Origin of the sequence: Rothia sp. (in: high G+C Gram-positive bacteria), assembly GCF_015265375.1 — a bacterium.
Lineage (GTDB): Bacteria > Actinomycetota > Actinomycetes > Actinomycetales > Micrococcaceae > Rothia.
This window is the reverse complement of sequence record NZ_JABZXW010000008.1, coordinates 1-21,441: the sequence shown is the minus strand read 5'-3', so window position 1 is coordinate 21,441 and position 21,441 is coordinate 1. Positions and strand designations below refer to the sequence as shown.

Genomic DNA, 21,441 nt, shown 5'->3' with positions numbered 1-21,441 from the left:
GGGGATACCGTTTGGTATCCCCACCCTTTTCATACTCTGAGTCTTTTGGTGATAGTGGTGTCGTCTGGGGCAAACGCCCTAGTTCAGGCGGTTCTCGCCTTCATTGGAGTTCGCACCGGGTTCTGGCGGATTCTGACCGACCACCTGGCTATGCGACGTGCTGCCGGCAGTCGTGTACGCCCACACAGGGGGACGGGTCAGCAACACAATGTTCCGGATGTAGAGGATAGTAATAACAACACCAACCGCGGTACTCAAGAGAAGAGAAATCGCCAGGTCCATAGAGTCGTAGGACTGCAAATATTCCATCAGCCAGGTGAGATATCTGGAATCCATGAAGAAATCTTGCGCAAACCAATACATACGGCTCAAGACCTCGTATGCGCTACATACGAGGATAAGTATGTGCGCCCATCTGTGCCCTTCCCAGGTCTTCCAGAAGAGGAAAATCTGGATAAAAATGAAGATGAGGGGGAAGCCCAGCGTGAAGAGAAGAGACAGCGCCCCCAAGCTGGAGGTTAGATTCTTAAGGAGTATGAACGTTTGAATATTCCTGAAAAGCAACAGAATAATGATGACGGTCATGCACCGCTTAGCACTGCGCAGGGCCTTCGGGCGTACCCGACCCGCACGTTCGGAGGCGACAGCGTAACCGGCGGTCGCCTCCCGGTAGCCGGTGGTGGTTTGCTCGGAGGCGCTGGCGCCGGGTGCGCTGTCCCCCGCCGCATTACTCTCTGCAGTGCCACTGGGGGCGGTACTGGTGGGGGCGGCGTTACTCTCTGCCGTGCTATTTTCAGCCTCGTCGGAGGGCAACAGCACACTGTACTCGGGAACCGTGTACTCCGGGTCATTCAACGGTTGCTTCGGGGTACGTTCTGACATCGTCATTCCTTTCTCCCCTGGCGCCCACCCCGCGTTACAGTGCACGGATCGGGCGTTAAAGAGTCTTACCCCAAGGATATAAGGAGGCGCGCCACACCCCAGGAAGGCGGTACCCTTTCTCAGCGTATTCAGAGGTACCCGAGTCATCACGTGCGCCATTCCGAGAGCTAGCCTCGGAACTCCTGACGTTGTTGCGCCTTTCTACGTGCCCCATCCAGCGCTACGGTGTGGCGGGCGAGGGTTGTTTCTCTCTGATGAGATGCGTTCGCCGTCCTTGTCATCAGCGAAAAGTTCTCGAAGTTCTGCCGGGACCTGACCGGCAGCCTGTCTCGTCTCAGACATCATCTGCTGGTGTTCTAGTGCACGTGCTCCGCTAACGATTTGGGTGTACGTCCTAATAGGAGCACGAGTCAGCAGCACAATCATCAGGAGGTAAAGAACGAGAGTAAAAACGCCGCTCACGATACGCACCAGGCTGGACACCGCAGCCGCTCTAGAGCTCAACCCCGAGAAATTATCCGCAAGAATAAGCACACCGCTAGCAGCCGCGAGAGCGCAGTAGATGATGGTAAGAATGCGCGCCCACTCGCGGCCATCCCAGATCTTCCAGAGAATAAAAATCGGGATGGCGGAGAGGATGAGGGTAACCACCAGGGCAGAGAAGAGAACACTCACCACCGTCTCAAAATCGATATATGACCCGCTTAGAATCGGCAGGAAATTGCTCAGGGGCCCCAGCACGATAATGGCGGCAGCGCACCACATAACGCTGCGCATAGCCTTCGGGCGCTCCGGAATTACCTGCTCGGAGGCGGGGTACGCAGTGTAGCCGGCGGTCGCCTCCCGGTAGCCAGTAGTGGTTTGCTCGGGGGTGCTGGCGTGCTCGGAGGCGCTACCGCCGGGCGCGTTACCCTCTGCCGCGCTGTTATCTGCGACGCTACCGGAAGCTACGTTACTGGAGGCGGCATCGCCCTCTGCCGTGCTATTTTCAGCCTCGTTAGAGGGCAGTAGCACACTGTACTCGGGAACCGTGTACTCCGGATCGTTCAACGGTTGCTTTGGGGTGCGTTCTGACATCTTTGTTCCTTTCTCCTCTTCTGCACCAACCCCGCACGCTATAGCGCAGGGCGGGTGCAGAAGAGTTTCCCGATGAGGAGGGGTATCCCACCCTAGTTGAGGCGGTAGCCTTCCTCGGTATACACGGAAGTGTCCTTATAGCCGCGCTGTTCGTTGCGGGAGTTCTTCCGCGCATCCGTACGGCGGGTCCTCCTGTACTGCTGAGCGACCGCTTCTTCAGCGCGTCGGTTAGCTTCCTTCTCTTCCCTGCGGGTCTGTTCATCTTCTAGGCGAGCACGCGTTTCTGCGTCTGCACTCTGATGACCAATGACATGACCGCCACCGGCGTTCACCTGTTCGCGTGCTTCCATCCGTGCCAACCTCGCGGTAGCCATAAACAACCTGGTGGAACGGCTAATGAGCAGCACAACTATCAGGATGGAGAGGAGCGTAATCAAGGTGTCAGCAACATTCTCAGACAGCACAGCCGCCGCGTAGTACTGAGAACTCCACGTCTGCGTACCATTCAGCAACCGGGAAAGATAACCAGTCGTCAGGAAGGTGTTCACAAAATCTATCAAGCCCCTGATTGCTATATAAGCGAAGCTAATAAAGATGACGACATACGCCCAGAATCGGCCCCTCCACAGTCGCCAAAGGACAAACATCGGTATGGCGTGCTCAACGAGGAGGAGCACTGCACCGGGGATAATGAAACCCACCCATAATTCGACGCCACCGGCTGAACGCTCGTCAATCATATGTAGGAAGATTTTATGGGTTGCTTCCACCGCCATAATGGCGACAAAGCATCGCATGACGATACGCAGCGCCTTCGGGCGGGGCGGAAGCACCACCTGAGGCGCGGCAGGCGCGGTGGAGGCGGCGGTCGCCTCCGCACCCTCGTGCGCTTCCTGTTGGGGCTTATCCGACCCGCCAGACGCGCCTCCGAAGTTAGGCTTTACACCCGTCTTCTGGGCGCGCTGAACCTGCTGTATCTCAGCCAGCAGGCGGTTCTTCTCCGCCGGGTCCTTCGACAACGCATAATCGGCAGAGAGCTCACGCAGCAGCTGCTCGGTAGAGTCTTTGACCGGGCCCTCGTCTTCCTCGAGCTGGCGAAGAACATCCTCACGGGTCGGCTCTTCCTCATCATCCGCCATGCTGTCCTTGATGATCTGCATCTGCTTCCGAATCGCCGCGGGGCTCGGGACCACGCCCACGGCAGGGCGAGTCAGCAGGAACATGAGGACGGCGCTACCCGCCGTAATCACCCCGACCAGAGCCTGCGACACCATAGACGAAGCAGCGGCAGGATGCGACACCGGATCCAAAGCAGTGAATGCAGGGAAAAGCACCTGCGCCAGACCAAAAACACCGGCAAAGGCAAGAACACCACTCAAGGAACACAGCAGAAGGTACAGCATTATCAAGCGGCGCGGATTAATGTACCCGTCCTTGACCCAATCCAGAACAATCCAGAGGAACGGCACCACCAAGACAGCGTCAGACAGAACCTTCGGAAGGGCATAACTAAGGAACGAGCCGATGTTCACACTCCGGCCCGCGGTAACGATAATCTGGTACGCATCCAGGAGGAAATACACCAGAATCAGCGTCATCGCGATGGAATACGCTTTACCGAGAATCGCCATTCCCCGGTCGAATTGCTGCTCCTTATCGCCGACTATGCCGAGGTTCCTTTTCGCCTCTTCAAACGCCGCCCGCTCATCATATGTGCGCTTCGCGGCGCCGGGGTTAGTCTGCGATGAGGATTCGTGCAAAGGTTCGGAAGTAGGGTGCACGGGTCATCCTAACTGTGGTTGGGTGAATAAAATTATCGGTGAGCCGCGGGTCGTCGTAGACCCGCCGCCAGAATCTGCAAGGCTAAATCAGGTAGTCCTCGCTACGGCGCAGGCGCCAATCACGACGCGCCTCCATGTACGAACGCGACTGACGCGACCACACCAACGCCAACGCCACCACGCACACCAGCATGTACGGCGCGGCAATATACACGGGCGTGTACAACGGTGAAGCGCTACTGAGCAGCAGCTCAACATCCTGGCTCGGCGCACCATTCAACGTACCCAGAAGAGCCGCGACTGCCAGCATAATCAGCAAGGATGCCAACACACCCAGCGCCAACGCCACCGACAGCACCAGCGCCGCCCAACGGTAACCACGCAGGTACGCCACAGTGCAGAAACCGTGCAACGTCACGTTACCGAACGCGCTGACCAGCAAAAACATCACCGGATAGTACGCCTGCGCCTCCACCAGCGACTGGGCGCGCCAGGTCGAAAAATGCGACAGCTGCGTCGTCGCATACGTGACACCCGTGTACCCGATCAGCACCAGCCAACCCACGGCAATAGCGAGCAGAACCCAACCCGCCACCGACACGAGAGTCGGGGTGGCAGGCTTCGTAGGATGCGTGGTGTTCGGAGCGGATGGCGGAGAGGACTCGACGGCGGACATAGCTGAATCTTTCGGATGTCGGCTGATAGTGTGCGGAAGATGTATGAGCGAGTGTGTGGTGTGTGGGTGGCGGCGCGGCGTTCGTCTACCGCGCCGCCTCAAAAAACTTTAGGCAGAAATGGACGGATCAACCGTCGCGGAAATAGTGTCGGGTAGCGTCAGTGAACCTGCCTGGTTCGCCATCGCAATCCGCAGGTTATTGAAGCGGTAAATAGTCAGCAACGATAAACCGACCTCGCTCAACCAGACCAGACCCAAAACGACAAGTATCAGCAGGGGGTCAAGGCCCATTGAAACACCTGCCCAGTCCAGCATCAGCAACAGGAACGTAATCGGTGAAAGCACCAGACCCACCGCAACAAACCCAATCAGCGAGCAGATAGCCCAGACGCTATACACGGAGGCATCCGCCGACTCGCGGGGAGGGCGCATCAGCGGCCACATCTGAACCACCAAATAGAGAGCGGCAACAAACCCAAAACAAATCGCCAGCGGCTGCGTGTACTGGGAAATAATGAGGCCCTCAACCAGGCTCAAAATGCACAGAATAACCATGCGTGCCAGGAGGTTCTTCCTGAGCTTCTGCTTGCGTTCATCCACCTCTTTAGAGGTGTAGGTGCGCAGAAAAGCGGGAACCTGACCCTGCCCGGGGAACGGCGGCAGAGGACCCGTCGGGTGCGTACGCACCACAATCGGCGGGTTCGTACCATCCTGAATAATGACGGTAGAAGTCGCCGAAATAACCGGATGCGAACCAGTCACCACCGGCGGCACGTTCAGCGGAACGGACACCTCCGGAGTGGCAGGAGTCGCGTGGCGAATAGGCGCCTGATAGCGAGTCTGCACACTGATATCTTCATCCGGATGTTCTGCGGATGAAGCGGCATCTGTGTTCAGGTGTGTAGCGCCCATGGGTGACCTCCTGGCAGGTGCTGGTCGTGTTTCTGTCTCTACCGTATCACGCGTACTTTAAGGGAATCTGAGCAGTAGCTGGGCGTCGCAGGCAACGCCGCCCAGCATCATTACTTGCCCCTGTTGAGGCGCAGGTTAGCCCTGCTCCGCCGCCTGCGAAACCTCCGCGTTCGGTTCTGCTACCTTCTGCTCTTCTGCATTCTGGCGCTCTTCCTCCGCCTTCTTCCGCTTGCTACGGCGCAGGCTCCTGCGAACCGCCAAGCTGTAGAACAGCGAGAACAGGACCTCCAACGCGAAGGAAGCCATTACCGTCAGCAGGGTCACCGTATAGAACATGCCCACACGGTCCAGCAGAGTCTGCGGGCCGTGCAGGGTTACGAGTACATAGGTGAAGAACGCCGTCATGATGGCAGCCGCAACCCCGGATGCCACATTCGCAAGCAGCACCAGCTTCACCGAACGATTCGCCCGGTAAATCATGGCAAGCCACATGTGCATCACCAAGTACACCAGCGGCACCGCACCAATCGGGAAAAGCGTGACGCGGATGAAGTAATAAACAATAATCAGCGAAGGAACCACCAGTAGGAGCACACGCACCAGGTACAGGTTCTTAGCCGGCAGCGGGTACTCGCTGGCGACATTCCAGAACTCGTCAGCCTGCTGCTTCAGCTCCTCCATCGCCTGCAACTGCATCAGCTGTGCCTGTGACATATGCTTTTGGGACATATGCTCCTGCGGCACAAGATCCGAGGAACCCGCCACCGGCGCCAGCTCGGCGGCAGAAACCGGTTCGCCCCTCCGCATACGAGCGGAATCAGCCATACTAACCCTCAAAAATGCCGCGCGAACGGTCCTTACGCACGCTCTCAGCAGGGAAAATACGGCCGCTCATGCTGATGTACACACCCGGCTCCAGCAGGTTCAGGGCAGCAATAGCGGCACCCAGGTTGAAGCCTGCATCCGAACGAGCCATCACGGCGGGCTGCATCGCGCCGGTCAGCACCACAACCTTATCGCCCAGATCGGCGTGCTCCACCAGGTAGCGGGCGGTCTCCGGCATGGTGTCGGTACCGTGGGTGATGAGCACCTGGTCGTTAGTGACAGCATTCAGAGCCTCGGTCAGCTCGGCACGATCCTCATCGGTCATGTCCAGGCTGTCCTTGCCAATCAGCGGACGAATATCGAAGCGCACATCAGTGATGATGCGGTCCAGCAGGTCCTTAGCGGCAGGCTCACCAATGTCCATGGTGCCCGCGACGGAGTAGAACTTATCGATCGTGCCGCCAGTGGCAAGAATCGTAATTTCTTCGGGGTTCTTAATGGTGACGCTCACGGGGTTTCCTCATCTTTTCGGGTCAACGTACACGAACTAAAAACTGCCAGACCAACCCGGCAGAATACGCCCCACCACCCGGAATCAACACGGGGTAAAAACCCCACGCATGAGGGTGGAGACGCAAAAACCCGCCGACCCCCGCAAAGCGGGAGGCGACGGGTCGGCTAGTGCGCCCTGTGGGGCTCGAACCCACGACCTGCGGATTAAAAGTCCGTAGCTCTACCGACTGAGCTAAAGGCGCTCCTATCCACACAAAACTGAAAGTGTGCAGATAGAAATACTATACACTACCGGCTCCCAGCCGATGAACGGTACACTGGGAAATCCTATGTCTACACCCGCAGCATCAACCGGCGCCTCCGGGCGCGCACGACACCGAACCCACCACCGACCCGTCCTCTACTCCGCCGAAAAGTTTGAACGCCACGAAGGCGGCATGGACCCCGCCGCACGCGAGGAGGCGGCGCACGCCTCCGCACGCATCCTGCTGATGCGCGGACGCGGCACCGATGAACAGATGACCGAGCGGCTCGTCAGCTTCACCGACGACTACGGTATCGAGATGCTCGCCGAACTCTGGTCCCACGCGAGCGCCCACTCCCTGCCGGGTGCCCTGTGGCGCATGTACTGGCTGCGGGATGTGGTGCATCGTTCGCCGCGCGGGGTGAGCCGCGCTTTTGAGCTGGGTATGGCGGAGGATTACCGTTCGCACGTGGTGGCGGGTGTTCCCGACCCGCCCGGTGCCGATGAGGTGGTTCGTACTATTGATGAGATTCTGGCGGGCCTGTACACCGGCGACATGGATATTGCGATGGAACGCTGCGCCGCGTTTGCGCACGTGGTGGCGTTGGGTATTCGCGCCGATTATGCGCGCTCTGCCGGGCAGGATGGTGCGGTTCCGGGTAGCCACGAGGTGAAGCGTGAGGCGGTGGAGCGTCGTGCACGCCTGCCGCGTCAGGCTCAGCAGATGGAGCAGATCGCGCACGATTTGGAGGCGGTTGCCGCCCAGTTGCGCGCCGTTGAGGCTAGTCAGCAGGTTAATGGGGTCTCCGGGGCTGATTCTGTGCAGGAAAAATCGCAGACCAACCTCGAAGCATTCTAGTCTTCTGCGCCGTTTAGCCGCCCAAAAATTCGGGTTCGTGCCGCGAATTGGCACAGGTTCCACATTGGGTCGCACAGGCGTGAAAAACCTGTTTCCGATTGACTCTGCGCCGGGTGCGGGTGGATAATAATTACAAGATGTCGGGTTGCTAATAGGTAGCCCCGGGCTCCAAATCTTTAGCCGCTTCGAGCGGCCTTCCGCCGAGAGGCGCTCCCAACCCGACATCCCTAAACGTTCCGGTGGGGGTCGAGAAATCGACCCCCACCGTTTTATGTTTAAACCCGGTCAAGAAGCCGCTGTCAGCTCGGCGCGATTGCGCATGAAAACCGGGTGCCCGTGAGATACCCACGAGCTGCGTGCACCCGCACCACCCAATACTGGTTAGACTGGGAACTATGCTGCACCGACTTTTTCCCCACGCTAACGAATCCCTCGCCTCCCTCGCTGAAATTTCAGCGCAGGTCGGTGAGGCCGCCGCGTTGCTCTCAGAAATGGTCGGCTCCCCCGTCGCAGAGTACCCCGAACTCTTCGAACGCATGCTCACCCACGAGGCGGACTCCACCAACCTGCTGTTCCGCACCCTCACCGAAGTGCGCAGCTCCTTCTCCCCGCCGATTCCGCGTGAAGACCTGTACACGCTGGCGCGCAAGCTCACCAACGCCGTTGAGAAGCTCACCAGCGCCGCGCACGTGCTGTCCCTGCACAGCATTGACGGCTTCGCCACGCACATCACCTCAATCCTGGACATTATTCAGCGTCAGGCGGTGCTGACCGCCGCCGTTATCCCCAAACTCGCCGATATTCGCGGCCTCGACAACTACTGGATGGACATGCTGCGCATCTCCCGCCAGGCACTGCGCACCGCCGAAGAATACGACGCGTACGTCGCCGAGCGCTACACCCCCGAACGGTACCGCCGCTACGCCACCTTCCTGGCGCAGCTGACCGCCGCCTCCAACGCCATGCGTGATGTGTCCGCCGAAATCGGTCGCATCATCGTTCAGGAATCCTAATGCTCCTGGGTCTTCTCGCATGCTGCGCCTTCATTGCCGCGGTCTACGTCACCGGTGTGCACGACGCCTCCAACTCCGTCGCTGTTCCGGTGCGTACCCGCGCCCTTGGCGAGCGCTCCGCCCTGTACCTTGCAGCGCTCTTCAACGTGCTCGGCGTGGTCGGTGCGTTCCTGCTACTCGGGGAGTATTCCGCCTCGTGGGTGAGCGCCCCGGAGGGTACCACCGGCCTGAACGGTATCGTTGCGGCGCTGCTGGTCTGCGCTATTTGGGGTGTGCTCACCTGGTTCCTACGGTTGCCGTCCTCCTCGACCCACGCGCTGGTGGGCGCCCTTGCCGGCGTGAGCTGGTGGACCCAGACGAAACTCGAGGACGGTGCTGAAGGCTTCGGTTCCCTCGCCTTCCTGCCGCATATTTTTGGGGCGACCCTGCTACCGCTCTTCTACCTGCCGCCGCTCATTTTTCTGCTGTCCTGGCTGATGGTGGTGCCGTTCTACCGGCTCGTGGTGGGTCATAACCCACGCCTGGTGAATCAGCACGCCCGCGAGGTGCTGGCGGTGTCTGCCTCCGCAATTTCTCTGCTGCACGGCCTGCAGACCGGCTACCTGTACCTGCTGCTGTGGGCACTGCTGAGTGAGCGCATCATGGATCCGGCGCTACTCCAGTCCCTCACCCGAGGCGGCATGCTCCTGGGCGCCCTCATCATTGCCCTCAGCCTGGGTGCCGGCACGCTCACCGGCGGCCGCCGCATCGGCTACACCTTCGCCTACAAGATGGTTCGCCTGGACCCCTTCCGTGGCGCGGTTGCCCAGGGTACGACCGCCGTTGTGCAGGTGCTCGGTTACTTCCTGCTGCAGGTGCCGTTCTCCTCCTCGCACCTGGCGACCGCCTCGGCGCTCGGCGCGGGCGTGAACCAGCGCTTCAACGCGCTGAAATCCAGGATTGTTCTGCAGATTCTTCTGGTGTGGCTGGTAACCATTCCGGCGTGCTTTGTGCTCGGTGTGCTGGCAATGGTGGCGCTACAGTCCATCCACTAGATTTTGGGGACGCTGCATACCCCACCGTGCCCACTGCCGCGGGATAGCCGGGCGGCGGGTTGAGTCTGAACAGTGCACACCTTCATAATGGGTTGAGTTCTTGGGCTGGCACGCGCCCACTCACCCTCGACTGATTGTGGTTATGTCTTCTCCTACCGTAGCTATTCTGGTCCGCACGAAGGACCGCCCCCGCTTCTTGAGCCGCGCCCTGGAGAATATTGCGCAGCAAACCTTCACCGACTACACGGTATGCGTGATTAACGACGGTGGCGACGAGCAGGCAACCCGCGCCATCATTGAGGCATCCCCGCTGGGTTTGCAGGGCTCTGATGCGCAGGGTTCCGGCCGCGTGCAGCTACTGACTACCGCCGGCGGCAACATGGAGGCGGCATCCAACGCCGGTTTGGCGGCGACCACCTCCGAGTACGTGGGGATTCACGATGACGACGACCTGTGGGCACCCGAGTTCCTGGAACGCACCGTCGCCGCGCTGGAAGAGAGCGGCGCGCTCATGTGCACCACCCGCATTGTGGAGCGGTACGAACGTGAGAACGCCGACGGCGAGTTCGAGGTGTACGAGGAACGTATTTTCCACGACGGCCTGCCCGGCATGGGTTTGCAGTTCCTCTTCCGCACGAACCGTGCCGTGCCGATTGGCATTCTCTACCGCCGCAGCCTGCACGAGCTCGTCGGCTTCTACGACGAGTCCCTGCCGGTGGTCGGCGACTGGGAGTTCAACATGCGTGCCGCCTCTGTTGCAGATATTCTGCTGGTGGATGAGCCGCTGGCGTACTGGTCGCTGCGCCCCGACGCGGAGGGCTCCGAAGCGAATAGCGTGAAGCGCCAGGCGGATCACGCCCGCTTCGATTCGATGGTGCGTGCCCGCGCTATCCGCGAGGATCTGCAGGCGGGCGCCCAACCGGGCGCATACCTGTACCAGGCGCATTTGGCGGCTGATCTGGAGCGCCGCGTTATTGATGGGCACGATCTGACCCGCGATTCCCTGGACATTCTGCGCTCTATCGAGAGCCGCCTGGAGCGTATTGAGGCTCGTCAGCAGGCTATTGAGTCCCGCCAGCAGAGCATCGAGGAGCGTCTGCGGGTACTAAAGCACCTGCGCGCACCGGGCCGTGCACTGCGTTCCTTTGCGCAGCGTTCCCTCAATCAGCGTTCTCAGGCTCGTCGCGGTGCTGAGGCAGGTTCTACCGGCGAGAAGGGTGCATAGCGGTGGCAGAGAACAATCATTCTTCTACAGCACTGCCCGTTACCGAAGCACCGCGCTTTAATGAAGCACCGCGCGTGCTCGTCATCGGCGATATCGGCCAGCACACCTACCACGTGGGCGACGAAGCCATGACCATTGCGAGCGCGGCGGCGCTTTCCGAAGGCGGCGCGGCGGTCACCCTCATGACCCGCGATGTGGGCCATTCGGCGCGCTATATCGGCGCGGCTGCTCATGAGGCGGGCGCACCCTACGAGTACCTGCCGTTCCTCCTCTTCCCCTGGGCACCGGCTGAACGCGAGCTGACTCTCGCGGCGCTCGAGAGCGTCCTTGTGGAGTTGCATGCCAACCGGGAGCGCCCCTCCACCGCCGAGCTGGTGGCGTTACCGCAGGTGCAGGCGCTGCCCGAGGTGTTGCATCCGCTGGAGCAGATCGTTGAGCGCATGGTAGAGTTCGCGGACTCCATCGCCGCCATGGATGCTGTTGTGGTCTCCGGCGGCGGCAACCTCAACTCCCGCTACGGCTGGCTGCTCTACGAACGTGCCGCCGCGGTGCGTGCCGCCGAGCATGCGGGCGTGCCCGTGTACGTGACCGGCCAGTCCCTGGGCCCGGTCCTCAACCCCGAGGACGCGCAGATTCTGGAACGCATGCTGCGCGCCGCCCGTTCGGTGACGGTGCGCGAACGTTCTTCCCTCGCTTGGTGCCGTGAGCGGGGTATTGACGCGCGCCTGAGCGTGGACGATGCCACCGACTACCTGGCAGCTTCTCCGGAGCTTACCCTGCACTATGCGGAGGGTGTTTCAGCAGGTCAGGCACTGGATGAGCTGCCCGAACGCTACGTGTGCGTGACCGTCAACGAATGCACCGAACAGCAGGCGCAGCAGATTGCGCGTCTGCTCGATAGCATGTGGCGCGAGCACGGCTACGCACCAGTGTTCCTGAGCCATTTTGGCGACCCGCAGAACCCGGCAAGCGGCGATATTCAGGCGCACCAGCGCATCGCCGAGCAGCTCAGCGCCTCCACCCCGGCGACCCTGCTGCCGATTCTGCACGCCGACCAGAGCGTCACCGTGCACCGCGGGGCGGCGTTTACTCTGACCAGCCGCTACCACCCGGCGGTGTTCTCCGCCGTAGCGGGTATTCCCGTGCTTGCCCTCGTTCCGGATGCGTTCACCCAGATGCGCGTGGGCGGCGCCCTGAGCCTGTACGGGCTGGGCGAGTTCACCCTGCCGTTGGGCATGCTCGCCGGTGGTGTTCCCGAACTGATGGTTGCCGCAGCCCTGCGGCACGCGGCGGTGGCATCGGATGCGCGCCGCACCGAACTGCTGGAGGTTCTGCGAGCCGAACGTGCCTACCTGCTGGCGCAGATTCTTGCATCTGGCGCAGAAAAGCTGGACGAAGTAGAGGCACCCGCGCCCTTCCCCGCCGTGGAGCAGGTTCCGGCGCTCCCCGAGCCGCTGGGTGCGACCGTCCGTGCCGCCCGCGAGCTCTTCACCGAAACCTCCCTCACCGCGGGGTTCGAGTGGGCGATGTCTGACCGGGCGCATTCCTGGGATGCCGAGCACCGCCGGCAGCTCGAGCGCGCCCGCACAATCGGTGGCGGGTACAGCGCGCACGGTATTCACGGGGCGCACGGTGCAGAACAGACGCGCCCCGTCACCGTTGAGGCTTATTCTGAAGCACCCGCCGAGGCGCATCCCGCCCAGCCGGGTCTGCTGGCGAGGGTGGCGCGCCGCCTCCGCGGCTAGATTCGCGGCTAAGCCCCTTGCACTGAGGTTTCGGCACGCAAGCTGAGGTTTCGGCACGCAAAACCGCCCAAGCCGAGGCGCTAAGCGGGGTTCGGGGCGCGGGGTCTCTCACACTTCAACCCAACACTCCCCTACCCCCTTGTGCACCGCATGTGCGCCGGTATGATGGTGCCCATGGCACGATTCGCAGACATTCTACGCACTACTGAACAGAACACCCGACAGTTCATCCGTGAGGGTATTCACCGAGTCCGAGCAGACTTCTTTCAGTCTGTGCAGATTGTTGCGGCGTCTATGGGCGCTTGGCTTTTCGCTGAGCGCGTCCTGGGCCACCACGAGCCCATTTTCGCGCCGGTGGCTGCCCTCGTATCCCTCGGCTATGTAAGCGGTGCTAAGCATTCCCGCCGAATCCTTGAGGTCTCCTTCGGCGTGACCCTCGGCATTCTCATTGGCGACCTTCTGCTGATCCTGCTCGGTCACGGTACCTGGCAGGCGGCAGTGGTGCTTTTCTTGACCGTGATTATTGCCCGATTTATTGATAAGGGCATTATTTTTACGATTCAGCTCAGCTTCCAGGCCTGTTTCACGTTGCTGCTGCCCGTACCTGACGATGCGTTCACCCGCAGTTTTGACGGTATCGTCGGTGGCGCGTTCGCGTTCCTCGCGATGTATCTGATGCCGCGCGACCCGCGTAAGAACCCGCGTGCCCGCGCGCAGGCTCTCATGGATGCGTTCGCGAAGGTTTTCCAGCTCTCCTCCGAGGCAATCCGCTACTACGATTACAACAAGGCGTACCAGAGCCTGCTCGATGCGCGCGCCCTGCAGCCGCTCTACGATGCATGCCGCGGTGACCTGATTACCGCGCAGGGCATGAGCGAGCTGTCCTGGAATAGCCGCAAGAGCAAGGGCGAGCTGGCGCGCATGGCGAAGACCCTCGCCGCGGTGGATTTGGCGATTCGTAACGACCGCGTGCTCAACCGCCGCATGGCGTCCACGATTCACCACGTGCAGTTGCGTACTGCCGCACAGCTTTCGCTCAGTGACGCGCTGACCGAGCTGTCGTTGGCGGCGCAAAGCCTCGGCCTGGGCATGTCTGCACCGACCGAAGGCGAACGCGAGCACTACATGATGGCGGCACGCGAGCGCATGATTAAGCTTGCCGGCACCCTCGAGCCGCGCACCATGGGTGTGGCAACTTTTGAGGGCGAGTCGCTGGTGCTGATGCTCCGTCTGATTGTGGTCGACTTTTTGGAGGCGACCGGCATATCCCACAAGGACGCCGTGGCGGTTCTCGTGCCCCTCGGCGAGGCGGTCACGAAGCACGCACCGCGCACCTCGGCAATCCCGATTGTGGACGCTGACATGGACGATTCCACGGTGGTTGATGACGTGACCGATAGCGCGGTGAACACCCACCGCACGAACAAGCTCAACACCCGCTCGATCAACATTATGTTGCACGAGAACGAGGAGGAGAGCCGCTCCTCCTAACTAGGCTCTAGCGGGCTTCTATCGGGGTCAGTGGCAACCACAAAGACACAAGCGGAGGGGGCTCCCGGCGGCATTCACGCCAGCCGGGCCCCCCCTCCTCTGCTGTCTTTAGTAATGCCCGCATGGGGCTGTTTATGCGCGGGTGGCTACTTCTGCGGGAAGAGCAGCGCGAGCGCCTCACCCAGGGTGGTCACCTCGCGCACGGTCACGCCCTCGGGCACGTCCCCCACGCCGGTCGGGGAGGCGGGCACCAGCACGTGTGTGAAGCCCAGACGGCCCACCTCCGCGATGCGCTGGCGGATGCCCGGCACGGCGCGCACCTCACCCGCCAGACCGACCTCGCCAAAGACCGCGAGCTTGCGCGGAAGCGGCTTATTCTGCGCCGCCGAGGCGAGCGCCATGACGCACGCCAGGTCGGCGGCGGGCTCAGCAATTTTCGCGCCGCCCACCGTGGAGACGTAGCAGTCGAGCTTGCCCACGTTCAGCCCGGCGCGGCGTTGCAGCACCGCCAATAGCATCTGAATACGCGCTGAATCCAGGCCCGAGACGGTGCGGCGAGGGGCGGGCGCCACCGCCTGGTCCAGCAGCGCCTGCACCTCCGCGAGCAGGGGGCGGCGGCCCTCCATCGTGACGGTCACGCAGGTGCCAGCCACCGGGTGCGGGGTGCTCGAAACAAACATGCCGGAGGGGTCCAGCACGGGTGCGATACCGTCCTCGTGCATGTCGAAGCAGCCCACCTCGTCGGTGGGGCCGAAGCGGTTCTTAATCGCGCGCAGCATGCGGATATTCGAGTGCTTATCACCCTCGAACTGGCAGACCACGTCCACCAGGTGCTCGAGCAGGCGCGGGCCCGCGATGGTGCCTTCCTTGGTCACGTGGCCCACGAGCAGGGTGCACATGTTGCGTTCCTTCGCCGCGGCAATCACGGAGGCGGCGACCTCCCGCACCTGGGTCACACCGCCGGCGCTGCCCTCAACTTCCGCGGAGGCGAGGGTCTGCACGGAGTCAATGACCAGCAGGGAGGGGTTGACCTGCTCAATGTGCGCCAGGGCGGTGCCGAGGTCGGTTTCGCTGGTCAGGTAGAGGGTCTGCGCGATGGCGCCGATGCGGTCGGCACGGAGTTTAACCTGCGCGGCGGATTCCTCGCCGGTAATGTACAGCACCGGGCGCGGCGGCTGGGGTGCGCTATTCTGCGCCGGGTTGTTCTGCGCGCCCTTCTCCCCCGCGATTCCGGCGGTGCCGCGCGCAAAGGTGGCGGCAACATCCAGCAGCAGGGTGGACTTACCCACGCCGGGTTCGCCCGCCATGAGGATGACCGCGCCGGGCACGAGTCCGCCGCCGAGCACGCGGTCAAATTCGGGGTTTCCGGTGCTCATGTAGGCGGCGACGCGCGAGTCGACTTCTGCGATGGGCTGGGCGGGTTTCTGCACGCTGGATGCGGCGCGGGTGCGCGCGCGGGTTCCCCCGGCGGCTTCTTCGACGGTGCCCCAGGTTTGGCATTCCCCGCAGCGGCCTACCCATTTGGCGGTGGTCCAGCCGCATTCGGTGCAGCGGTAGGCGGGTGCGGTTTTGGTGTTTTTCGTGCGCGCGGTCATGGGTCTATTTTAGGGTCTGGGGCGATACGGTGCGCGGTGTTTGGTCACGGCGAAATGGGGTGCCTCGGGGCACATTTTTACCCTTAAATGCAGATAGCTCAGCCTCGTGCACTCTCGTATAAATATCGAGAATATACGTTCGCTTTTAAGGCACTTTAGCCCGCCGTTCCGCCCCTGACCTGGCTCAATAACCGCCCTTACGGGTACAATGGTTTTCGTGCAGATGAATTATAGTGACCTATTGCTTAAAACTATCGCCCGAATCGCCCCCGGCACCGAGCTCCGCGAGGGCCTGGAACGCATCATGCGTGGCCGTACGGGTGCGCTCATCGTACTCGGATCCGACCGCACCGTATCCTCCCTGTCCTCGGGCGGTTTCAACATCGACACTGAGTTCTCAGCAACCCGCCTGCGCGAGCTGGCGAAGATGGATGGCGCTATCATCTGCGACCGCGACGCCACCCGCCTGCTGCACGCCGGCGTGCAGCTCATGCCGGACGCCTCCATTGAAACGAACGAGTCCGGCACCCGCCACCGCACCGCCGAGCGCACCGCAATTCAGACCGGTTTCCCGGTCATTTCGGTGAGCGCGTCGATGTCCGTGATTTCGGTGTACGTTGACGGCACCCGCTACATGGTTGAGGACAGCCAGTATCTGATGGCGCGCGCAAACCAGGCGATTCAGACCCTTGAAAGCTATAAGAAGCGTCTGCGTTCGGTGCTCTCCAACCTGTCTGCCCAGGAGATTGAGTCGAATGTTTCCCTGAGCGACGTGGCGATGACCCTGCAGCGCATGGAGATGGTGAACCGCATTATCCGCGAGGTCAGCCACTACGTGCTGGAGCTCGGCGTGCACGGCCGCCTGATTGCCCTGCAGCTGGAGGAGCTGCGCGCCCCCGAGATGACCGCCAGCGACCTGATTCTGCGCGACTACCTGCCCGAGGTGAACGACGAGCTGATTACCGCCGGCGTTGAGGCTCTGCAGAACCTGGACGATATGGACATCGTGGATCTGCGCACGATTGCCCGCACTGTCGGCTTTGGTGAGAACCCCGACCTGGAGCTGCCCCTGCAGCCGCGCGGTTTCCGTCTGCTCGCCGGTATTCCGAGCATCCCGAACGCTATTTCTGAGCGTCTGGTGGAGCGCTTCGGCAGCCTGCAGGCTCTGATGGCGGCGTCCCTTGAGGACCTGCGCGCCGTGGACGGTGTGGGTGAGGCTCGTGCCCGCACGGTGCGTGAGCAGCTCTCCCGCATGGCGGAGAGCAGCCTGGAGAAGTACCTCTAAGAAGACCTATACGAAAGCCCCCGCGCCGGAGAATATCCAGCACGGGGGCTTTTTTCTGACCTCGCGAGAACCTTTTGCATTATGATGTAGTGACCGCAGAGTTTTCCCCGCACCTTGACACCCCAAGGAGGTCACAATGTCGTACTCACAAGCTAAGTATCCGTCGGCCAAACGCCCCGTCCCATTCTTCGTGTGGGCATCCCCCATTCTCTTTCTGATTTACCTGCCGCTGCTGTGGTTCAAGGTCATCCCAAACTCTTTTGAGGTGACCGACCTGTCCACCCTGCTACTGGCGGCACTGCAGTGGACCGCTTTCGGTAGCCTGCTCGGGTACCTGGGCGAGCGCCGCTTCGCCAAGCCCCGCGCCTCCAAATAACAGTCGAATAAAAGCTAAAGCCCCCGCGCCGGAGAGTATCCAGCACGAGGGCTTTTCGCGCCCATTCACGGGCAAAAACTATGAAAGTTCAGACGTTGTGAACATCAGGTAAGCGAACTACTGAATAACGAAGTTCACCGGAGCCGAGCTCACACCATTCACCGTAGCGGTCGCCCAGTAAGAACCCTTCTGAGCGGTCGAAGCGGAAGAGCAACCCAGGACGTTGATCTTACGGTCCCACGCCAGGTCGGTTGCCGCCTCGGCACCTGCGGCTACCTCAGCCTTCTGAACGGCAGTCGCTGCGCACAGGCTGCGGGTGTACACCTGAGCCGCACCGGAGGTGATGTTCAGGTCCACGCCGGTGTTCGCACCCTCGCCGCCCACAGCGCAGGGGGTCTTCGAGGAGTTCGTGTAGGTCACATGGAAGGACACCTGCTCACCGACAGCGAAGGTACGCTTCGCGGGGGTGACGGTCACCTTCAGGTCGTTCGCGGTACATGCCGCAACAACAGCCGCGTTGGTCACGCTCGGAGTCGGTGCGGGAGCGGTCGGGGTTGCCGCGGGGGTAGTTGCCGTAGTGGGGGTCACGCTTGCGGTGGGTGCCGCAGAAGCGGTCACCGAAGGAGTTGCCGAAGCAGTAGCACTAGCCGACGCAGACGCGGTTGCAGAGGCAGTCGCGCTAGCGGACGGGGTAGCCGAAGCAGTTTCGGAGGGGCGAGCGCTGAAGCTCTGGAAGGGTGCACCGGAAGCCGTCGCAGTGGAGGCTACGGTAGCGTCCTTCTTGCCGTTAATCATGCCGACCATGGAGGTCACGCCGGCGACCAGCAGCAGAATGACAGCGAGCAGAGCGATGACCGCCACGATACGACGGCGGCGGTAGACTTCGGGAGGCAGAACGGGACCATTTTCAGACATACCCTTAAGGATACCGGGTTTAACCCTGAGAATCACAGTGAACCCCGTTCATGCGGTTTTGGGAATATATGCCCTGTAGCGTAGGCTTTTCGGATGACCTCAGAGCCCAAACGCACCGCACGCACACGCCCCGAACCCACCCTGCCCGAAGGCACCAATATCGAGGCGCTTCACCACCGAATCAACGGGTGGTTCCTCGACCAGGCACGCGATTTGCCGTGGCGTCGTGACGAGTGCACCCCCTGGGGTGTGATGGTCAGCGAGTTCATGCTGTAGCAGACCCCCGTCAAGCGCGTTCTGCCCGTGTGGGAGGAGTGGATGCGCCGCTGGCCCACCCCCGCCGACCTTGCCGCCGAGCCCGCCTCGGAGGCGGTGCGCGCCTGGGGTAGGTTGGGTTACCCGCGCCGCGCGCAACGTCTGCACGGTGCCGCCGTAGCGATTGTGGAGCAGCACGGCGGTGAGGTTCCCGCCGACTATGATGCGCTGCTGGCTCTGCCGGGCGTGGGCTCCTACACGGCGGCGGCGATTAGCGTGTTCGCGTTCGGTCTGCGCGCCACCGTGATTGATACGAATATCCGCCGCGTGCACGCGCGCGCGGTATCCGGTAAGGCGCTACCTTCGCGTTCGTTGACGGCGGCTGAGACTCGCCTGGCGGAGGCACTCATACCCGCGGACACCCCCACCTCCTGCCTGTGGAATGCAGCGACCATGGAGCTTGGCGCGCTGGTCTGCACGGCGAAGTCCCCGAGCTGTCAGCTGTGCCCGGTGGAGGATTTATGCGCCTGGGTTGCGGCAGGCAAGCCGGAGGCGGACTACACGCCCAAGGGCCAGAGCTGGCACGGCACGGACCGCCAGGTGCGCGGCGCGGTCATGGCGGTGCTGCGTGCGGCGCATGAGCCGGTGGAGCGCGACCTCATCCTGGGTGCGTCTTCGGGCGCAGACTCAGCCAGCGGCACGACCTCACCCGATCTGGCGTTCCCGGCGAATGCACCCGCGGCGGTACACCGTCCGCTCAAGGCGCTGTACGCCCTATCCCCCGCGGCGGAGCAGTTGCAGCGCTGCTATGCGGGGCTGCTGGCGGACTCTCTCGCCCGCGAAGTCACGCAGGGTGATACAGTGCTCGTCTCGCTCTAGTACCCGCCGCAGAGAGGCTCCTGGAGCCTCCCAAAAGCATAGAAACGCCTGAGGGGCGGTACCGGATCATTCCGGTACCGCCCCACAGGCGTTTAGTGCGCTAAAGCCTAGCTACCTAGAGCTTATTCCAGAGCCTAGTCGTTGCCCTGACCCTCAGCGGCGGGTGCCTCAGCTGCGGGAGCCTCTGCGGCATCCTCGTTCAGCTCCTGCACCGAGTCCAGAGCCAGCTCCTTCATCGGCTGAGAAGAGAAGACGAACTTCGCGGAGTCGCCCTCACCCTCAACGTCCACGGTGATCTTCTCACCAGGCTTGATGTCGCCGAAGAGAATCTTCTCGGACAGGGCGTCCTCAATGTTGCGCTGCATCTCGCGGCGCAGAGGACGGGCACCCATGGACGGGTCGTAACCCTTAGCCGCCATGAGAACCTTCGCAGCGTTGGTCAGCTCAATGGACATATCCTGCTCCGCCAGGCGCTTAGCCAGGCGGCCCACAAACAGGTCCACAATCTGCAGAATCTCAGACTCGGAGAGCTGCGGGAAGACGATGATGTCATCCACACGGTTCAGGAACTCGGGGCGGAAGTGCTCCTTGAGGTTCTCCATCACGCGTGCCTGCATGCGCTCGTAGTCGGCTGCGGTGTCGTCCATCGCCTGGAAACCAACCGGGATGCGGCGGTTCACATCGCGCGAACCCAGGTTGGTGGTCATGATGATGACGGTGTTCTTGAAGTCCACCACGCGACCCTGCGAGTCGGTCAGGCGACCGTCTTCCAGGATCTGCAGCAGCGAGTTGAACAGGTCGGCGTGAGCCTTCTCCACCTCGTCGAACAGGACCACGGAGAAGGGCTTGCGGCGGACCTTCTCGGTCAGCTGGCCGCCCTCATCGTAGCCAACGTAGCCGGGAGGCGCACCGAACAGACGGGAGACGGTGTGCTTCTCCTGGTACTCGGACATATCCAGGGTGATGAGCGAATCCTCATCGCCGAACAGGAACTCCGCCAGAGCCTTGGCAAGCTCGGTCTTACCCACACCGGTCGGGCCGGCGAAGATGAACGAACCACCGGGACGGCGCGGGTCCTTCAGACCTGCGCGGGTACGGCGGATAGCGCGGGACAGTGCCGCAATAGCGTGCTCCTGACCGATGACGCGCTTGTGGAGCTCCTGCTCCATGGTCAGCAGGCGGGTCGACTCTTCCTCGGTGATCTTGTAGACCGGAACACCGGTGGAAGCGGCCAGAACCTCAGAAATAACCTCGGGGGTCACGGTGCCGAATGCGTCGCCGCCTTCGCGCCATGCCTTCTCGGCTTCTTCCTTCTCAGCCAGGACCTTCTGCTCCTGATCACGCAGGCCTGCGGCCTTCTCGTAATCCTGGGAGTTGATGGCGTCTTCCTTCTGCTGGCGCAGCTTGGCGGCCTTCTCGTCGAGCAGCTTGATTTCCGGGGGTGCGGTCATGCGCTTGATGCGCAGGCGTGCGCCCGCCTCGTCAATCAGGTCGACAGCCTTATCCGGCAGGAAGCGGTCGGAGATGTAGCGTGCCGCGAGGTTCACGGCGGTCTCAATTGCCTCGTCGGTAATGGTGACGCGGTGGTGTGCCTCGTACTTATCGCGCACACCCTTGAGGATCTGCACGGCGAGCTCCTGGGAGGGCTCCTCAACCTGAATCGGCTGGAAGCGGCGCTCCAGGGCGGCATCCTTCTCAATGTGCTTGCGGTACTCGTCCAGGGTGGTGGCACCGATGGTCTGCAGTTCGCCTCGAGCCAGCATGGGCTTGAGGATGGAGGCAGCGTCAATCGCGCCCTCTGCGGCACCCGCACCGACGAGGGTGTGAATCTCGTCAATGAACAGGATGATGTCGCCGCG

20 protein-coding genes and 1 tRNA gene are annotated in these 21,441 nt (G+C 61.9%); 10 read left to right on the top strand and 11 right to left on the bottom strand.

Features of this window, described 5'->3' with window-relative positions; genetic code table 11:
- Nucleotides 1-78 precede the first annotated feature (78 nt).
- The 8 genes from HXO69_RS02275 to HXO69_RS02240 form a co-directional block, all read right to left on the bottom strand.
- The gene (locus HXO69_RS02275) at nucleotides 79-882 is read right to left on the bottom strand and encodes a hypothetical protein (protein ID WP_296545067.1); all 804 of its coding nucleotides are present in this window, start codon (nucleotides 880-882) and stop codon (nucleotides 79-81) included.
- A 201-nt stretch (nucleotides 883-1,083) separates the two neighbouring features.
- Nucleotides 1,084-1,959, bottom strand: a complete 876-nt coding sequence (locus HXO69_RS02270; RefSeq protein WP_296545065.1) for a multidrug ABC transporter permease — start codon at nucleotides 1,957-1,959, stop codon at nucleotides 1,084-1,086.
- A gap of 92 nt (nucleotides 1,960-2,051) precedes the next feature.
- Nucleotides 2,052-3,740, bottom strand: a complete 1,689-nt coding sequence (locus tag HXO69_RS02265; protein ID WP_296545063.1) for an ABC transporter permease — start codon at nucleotides 3,738-3,740, stop codon at nucleotides 2,052-2,054.
- Between the two features lie 82 nt (nucleotides 3,741-3,822).
- A complete protein-coding gene (locus HXO69_RS02260; protein ID WP_049349909.1) occupies nucleotides 3,823-4,416 on the bottom strand; it encodes a multidrug DMT transporter permease in 594 nt (197 codons plus the stop codon).
- A 108-nt stretch (nucleotides 4,417-4,524) separates the two neighbouring features.
- A complete protein-coding gene (locus tag HXO69_RS02255; RefSeq protein ID WP_296545061.1) occupies nucleotides 4,525-5,262 on the bottom strand; it encodes an organic solvent tolerance protein OstA in 738 nt (245 codons plus the stop codon).
- Between the two features lie 201 nt (nucleotides 5,263-5,463).
- Nucleotides 5,464-6,153, bottom strand: a complete 690-nt coding sequence (locus HXO69_RS02250) for an amino acid transporter (RefSeq protein WP_296545059.1) — start codon at nucleotides 6,151-6,153, stop codon at nucleotides 5,464-5,466.
- Between the two features lies 1 nt (nucleotide 6,154).
- On the bottom strand, nucleotides 6,155-6,664 hold the full coding sequence (locus HXO69_RS02245) for an asparaginase domain-containing protein (protein WP_296545058.1): 510 nt from the start codon (nucleotides 6,662-6,664) through the stop codon (nucleotides 6,155-6,157).
- A gap of 171 nt (nucleotides 6,665-6,835) precedes the next feature.
- Nucleotides 6,836-6,908: transfer RNA gene (locus tag HXO69_RS02240), tRNA-Lys, on the bottom strand.
- Between the two features lie 87 nt (nucleotides 6,909-6,995).
- Here HXO69_RS02240 and HXO69_RS02235 point away from each other — a divergent pair.
- From HXO69_RS02235 to HXO69_RS02210, 6 genes are all read left to right on the top strand, one after another.
- Nucleotides 6,996-7,769, top strand: a complete 774-nt coding sequence (locus tag HXO69_RS02235; RefSeq protein ID WP_296545056.1) for a histone acetyltransferase — start codon at nucleotides 6,996-6,998, stop codon at nucleotides 7,767-7,769.
- Nucleotides 7,770-8,164: 395 nt separating this feature from the next.
- Nucleotides 8,165-8,782, top strand: coding sequence for a phosphate transport regulator (locus HXO69_RS02230; protein WP_296545054.1), 618 nt, complete (start codon nucleotides 8,165-8,167; stop codon nucleotides 8,780-8,782).
- A complete protein-coding gene (locus HXO69_RS02225) occupies nucleotides 8,782-9,816 on the top strand; it encodes an inorganic phosphate transporter (protein WP_296545053.1) in 1,035 nt (344 codons plus the stop codon). The genes HXO69_RS02230 and HXO69_RS02225 overlap by 1 nt, the downstream gene beginning before the upstream one ends.
- Nucleotides 9,817-9,958: 142 nt before the next feature.
- Nucleotides 9,959-11,041 carry a glycosyltransferase family A protein gene (locus HXO69_RS02220; protein WP_294625913.1) on the top strand — a complete coding sequence of 361 codons (1,083 nt, stop codon included), beginning with the start codon at nucleotides 9,959-9,961 and terminating at the stop codon, nucleotides 11,039-11,041.
- 2 nt (nucleotides 11,042-11,043) lie between these two features.
- The gene (locus HXO69_RS02215; RefSeq protein ID WP_296545051.1) at nucleotides 11,044-12,786 is read left to right on the top strand and encodes a polysaccharide pyruvyl transferase family protein; all 1,743 of its coding nucleotides are present in this window, start codon (nucleotides 11,044-11,046) and stop codon (nucleotides 12,784-12,786) included.
- 162 nt (nucleotides 12,787-12,948) lie between these two features.
- Entirely contained in the window at nucleotides 12,949-14,277 is a 1,329-nt protein-coding gene (locus HXO69_RS02210; RefSeq protein ID WP_365668103.1) for an FUSC family protein, read from the top strand.
- Nucleotides 14,278-14,423: 146 nt separating this feature from the next.
- On the opposite strand, the gene HXO69_RS02205 is transcribed toward HXO69_RS02210, so the two are convergent.
- On the bottom strand, nucleotides 14,424-15,872 hold the full coding sequence (locus HXO69_RS02205; RefSeq protein WP_296545048.1) for a DNA repair protein RadA: 1,449 nt from the start codon (nucleotides 15,870-15,872) through the stop codon (nucleotides 14,424-14,426).
- 208 nt (nucleotides 15,873-16,080) lie between these two features.
- On the opposite strand from HXO69_RS02205, the gene disA reads away from it, so the two are divergent.
- Both disA and HXO69_RS02195 read left to right on the top strand, forming a co-directional pair.
- Complete coding sequence (disA, locus tag HXO69_RS02200) at nucleotides 16,081-17,157, top strand: DNA integrity scanning diadenylate cyclase DisA (protein WP_012902785.1); 1,077 nt, start codon at nucleotides 16,081-16,083, stop codon at nucleotides 17,155-17,157.
- A 136-nt stretch (nucleotides 17,158-17,293) separates the two neighbouring features.
- Nucleotides 17,294-17,533 carry a phosphoglycerol transferase gene (locus HXO69_RS02195; RefSeq protein WP_296545046.1) on the top strand — a complete coding sequence of 80 codons (240 nt, stop codon included), beginning with the start codon at nucleotides 17,294-17,296 and terminating at the stop codon, nucleotides 17,531-17,533.
- A gap of 117 nt (nucleotides 17,534-17,650) precedes the next feature.
- On the opposite strand, the gene HXO69_RS02190 is transcribed toward HXO69_RS02195, so the two are convergent.
- Nucleotides 17,651-18,448 (bottom strand): hypothetical protein, encoded by a 798-nt coding sequence (locus tag HXO69_RS02190; RefSeq protein WP_296545043.1) that lies wholly within the window; start codon nucleotides 18,446-18,448, stop codon nucleotides 17,651-17,653.
- Nucleotides 18,449-18,541: 93 nt separating this feature from the next.
- Between HXO69_RS02190 and HXO69_RS08985 the strand changes: the two genes are divergently transcribed.
- Nucleotides 18,542-18,724: a hypothetical protein gene (locus HXO69_RS08985; protein ID WP_407072252.1), complete on the top strand. Its 183-nt coding sequence runs from the start codon at nucleotides 18,542-18,544 to the stop codon at nucleotides 18,722-18,724.
- Between the two features lie 21 nt (nucleotides 18,725-18,745).
- The gene (locus HXO69_RS02185) at nucleotides 18,746-19,582 is read left to right on the top strand and encodes an A/G-specific adenine glycosylase (protein WP_407072253.1); all 837 of its coding nucleotides are present in this window, start codon (nucleotides 18,746-18,748) and stop codon (nucleotides 19,580-19,582) included.
- Nucleotides 19,583-19,716: 134 nt separating this feature from the next.
- Here HXO69_RS02185 and HXO69_RS02180 read toward each other — a convergent pair.
- Nucleotides 19,717-21,441, bottom strand: a 1,725-nt coding sequence (locus HXO69_RS02180) for an ATP-dependent Clp protease ATP-binding subunit (protein WP_296545041.1), incomplete at its 5' end; no start/stop codon positions are given.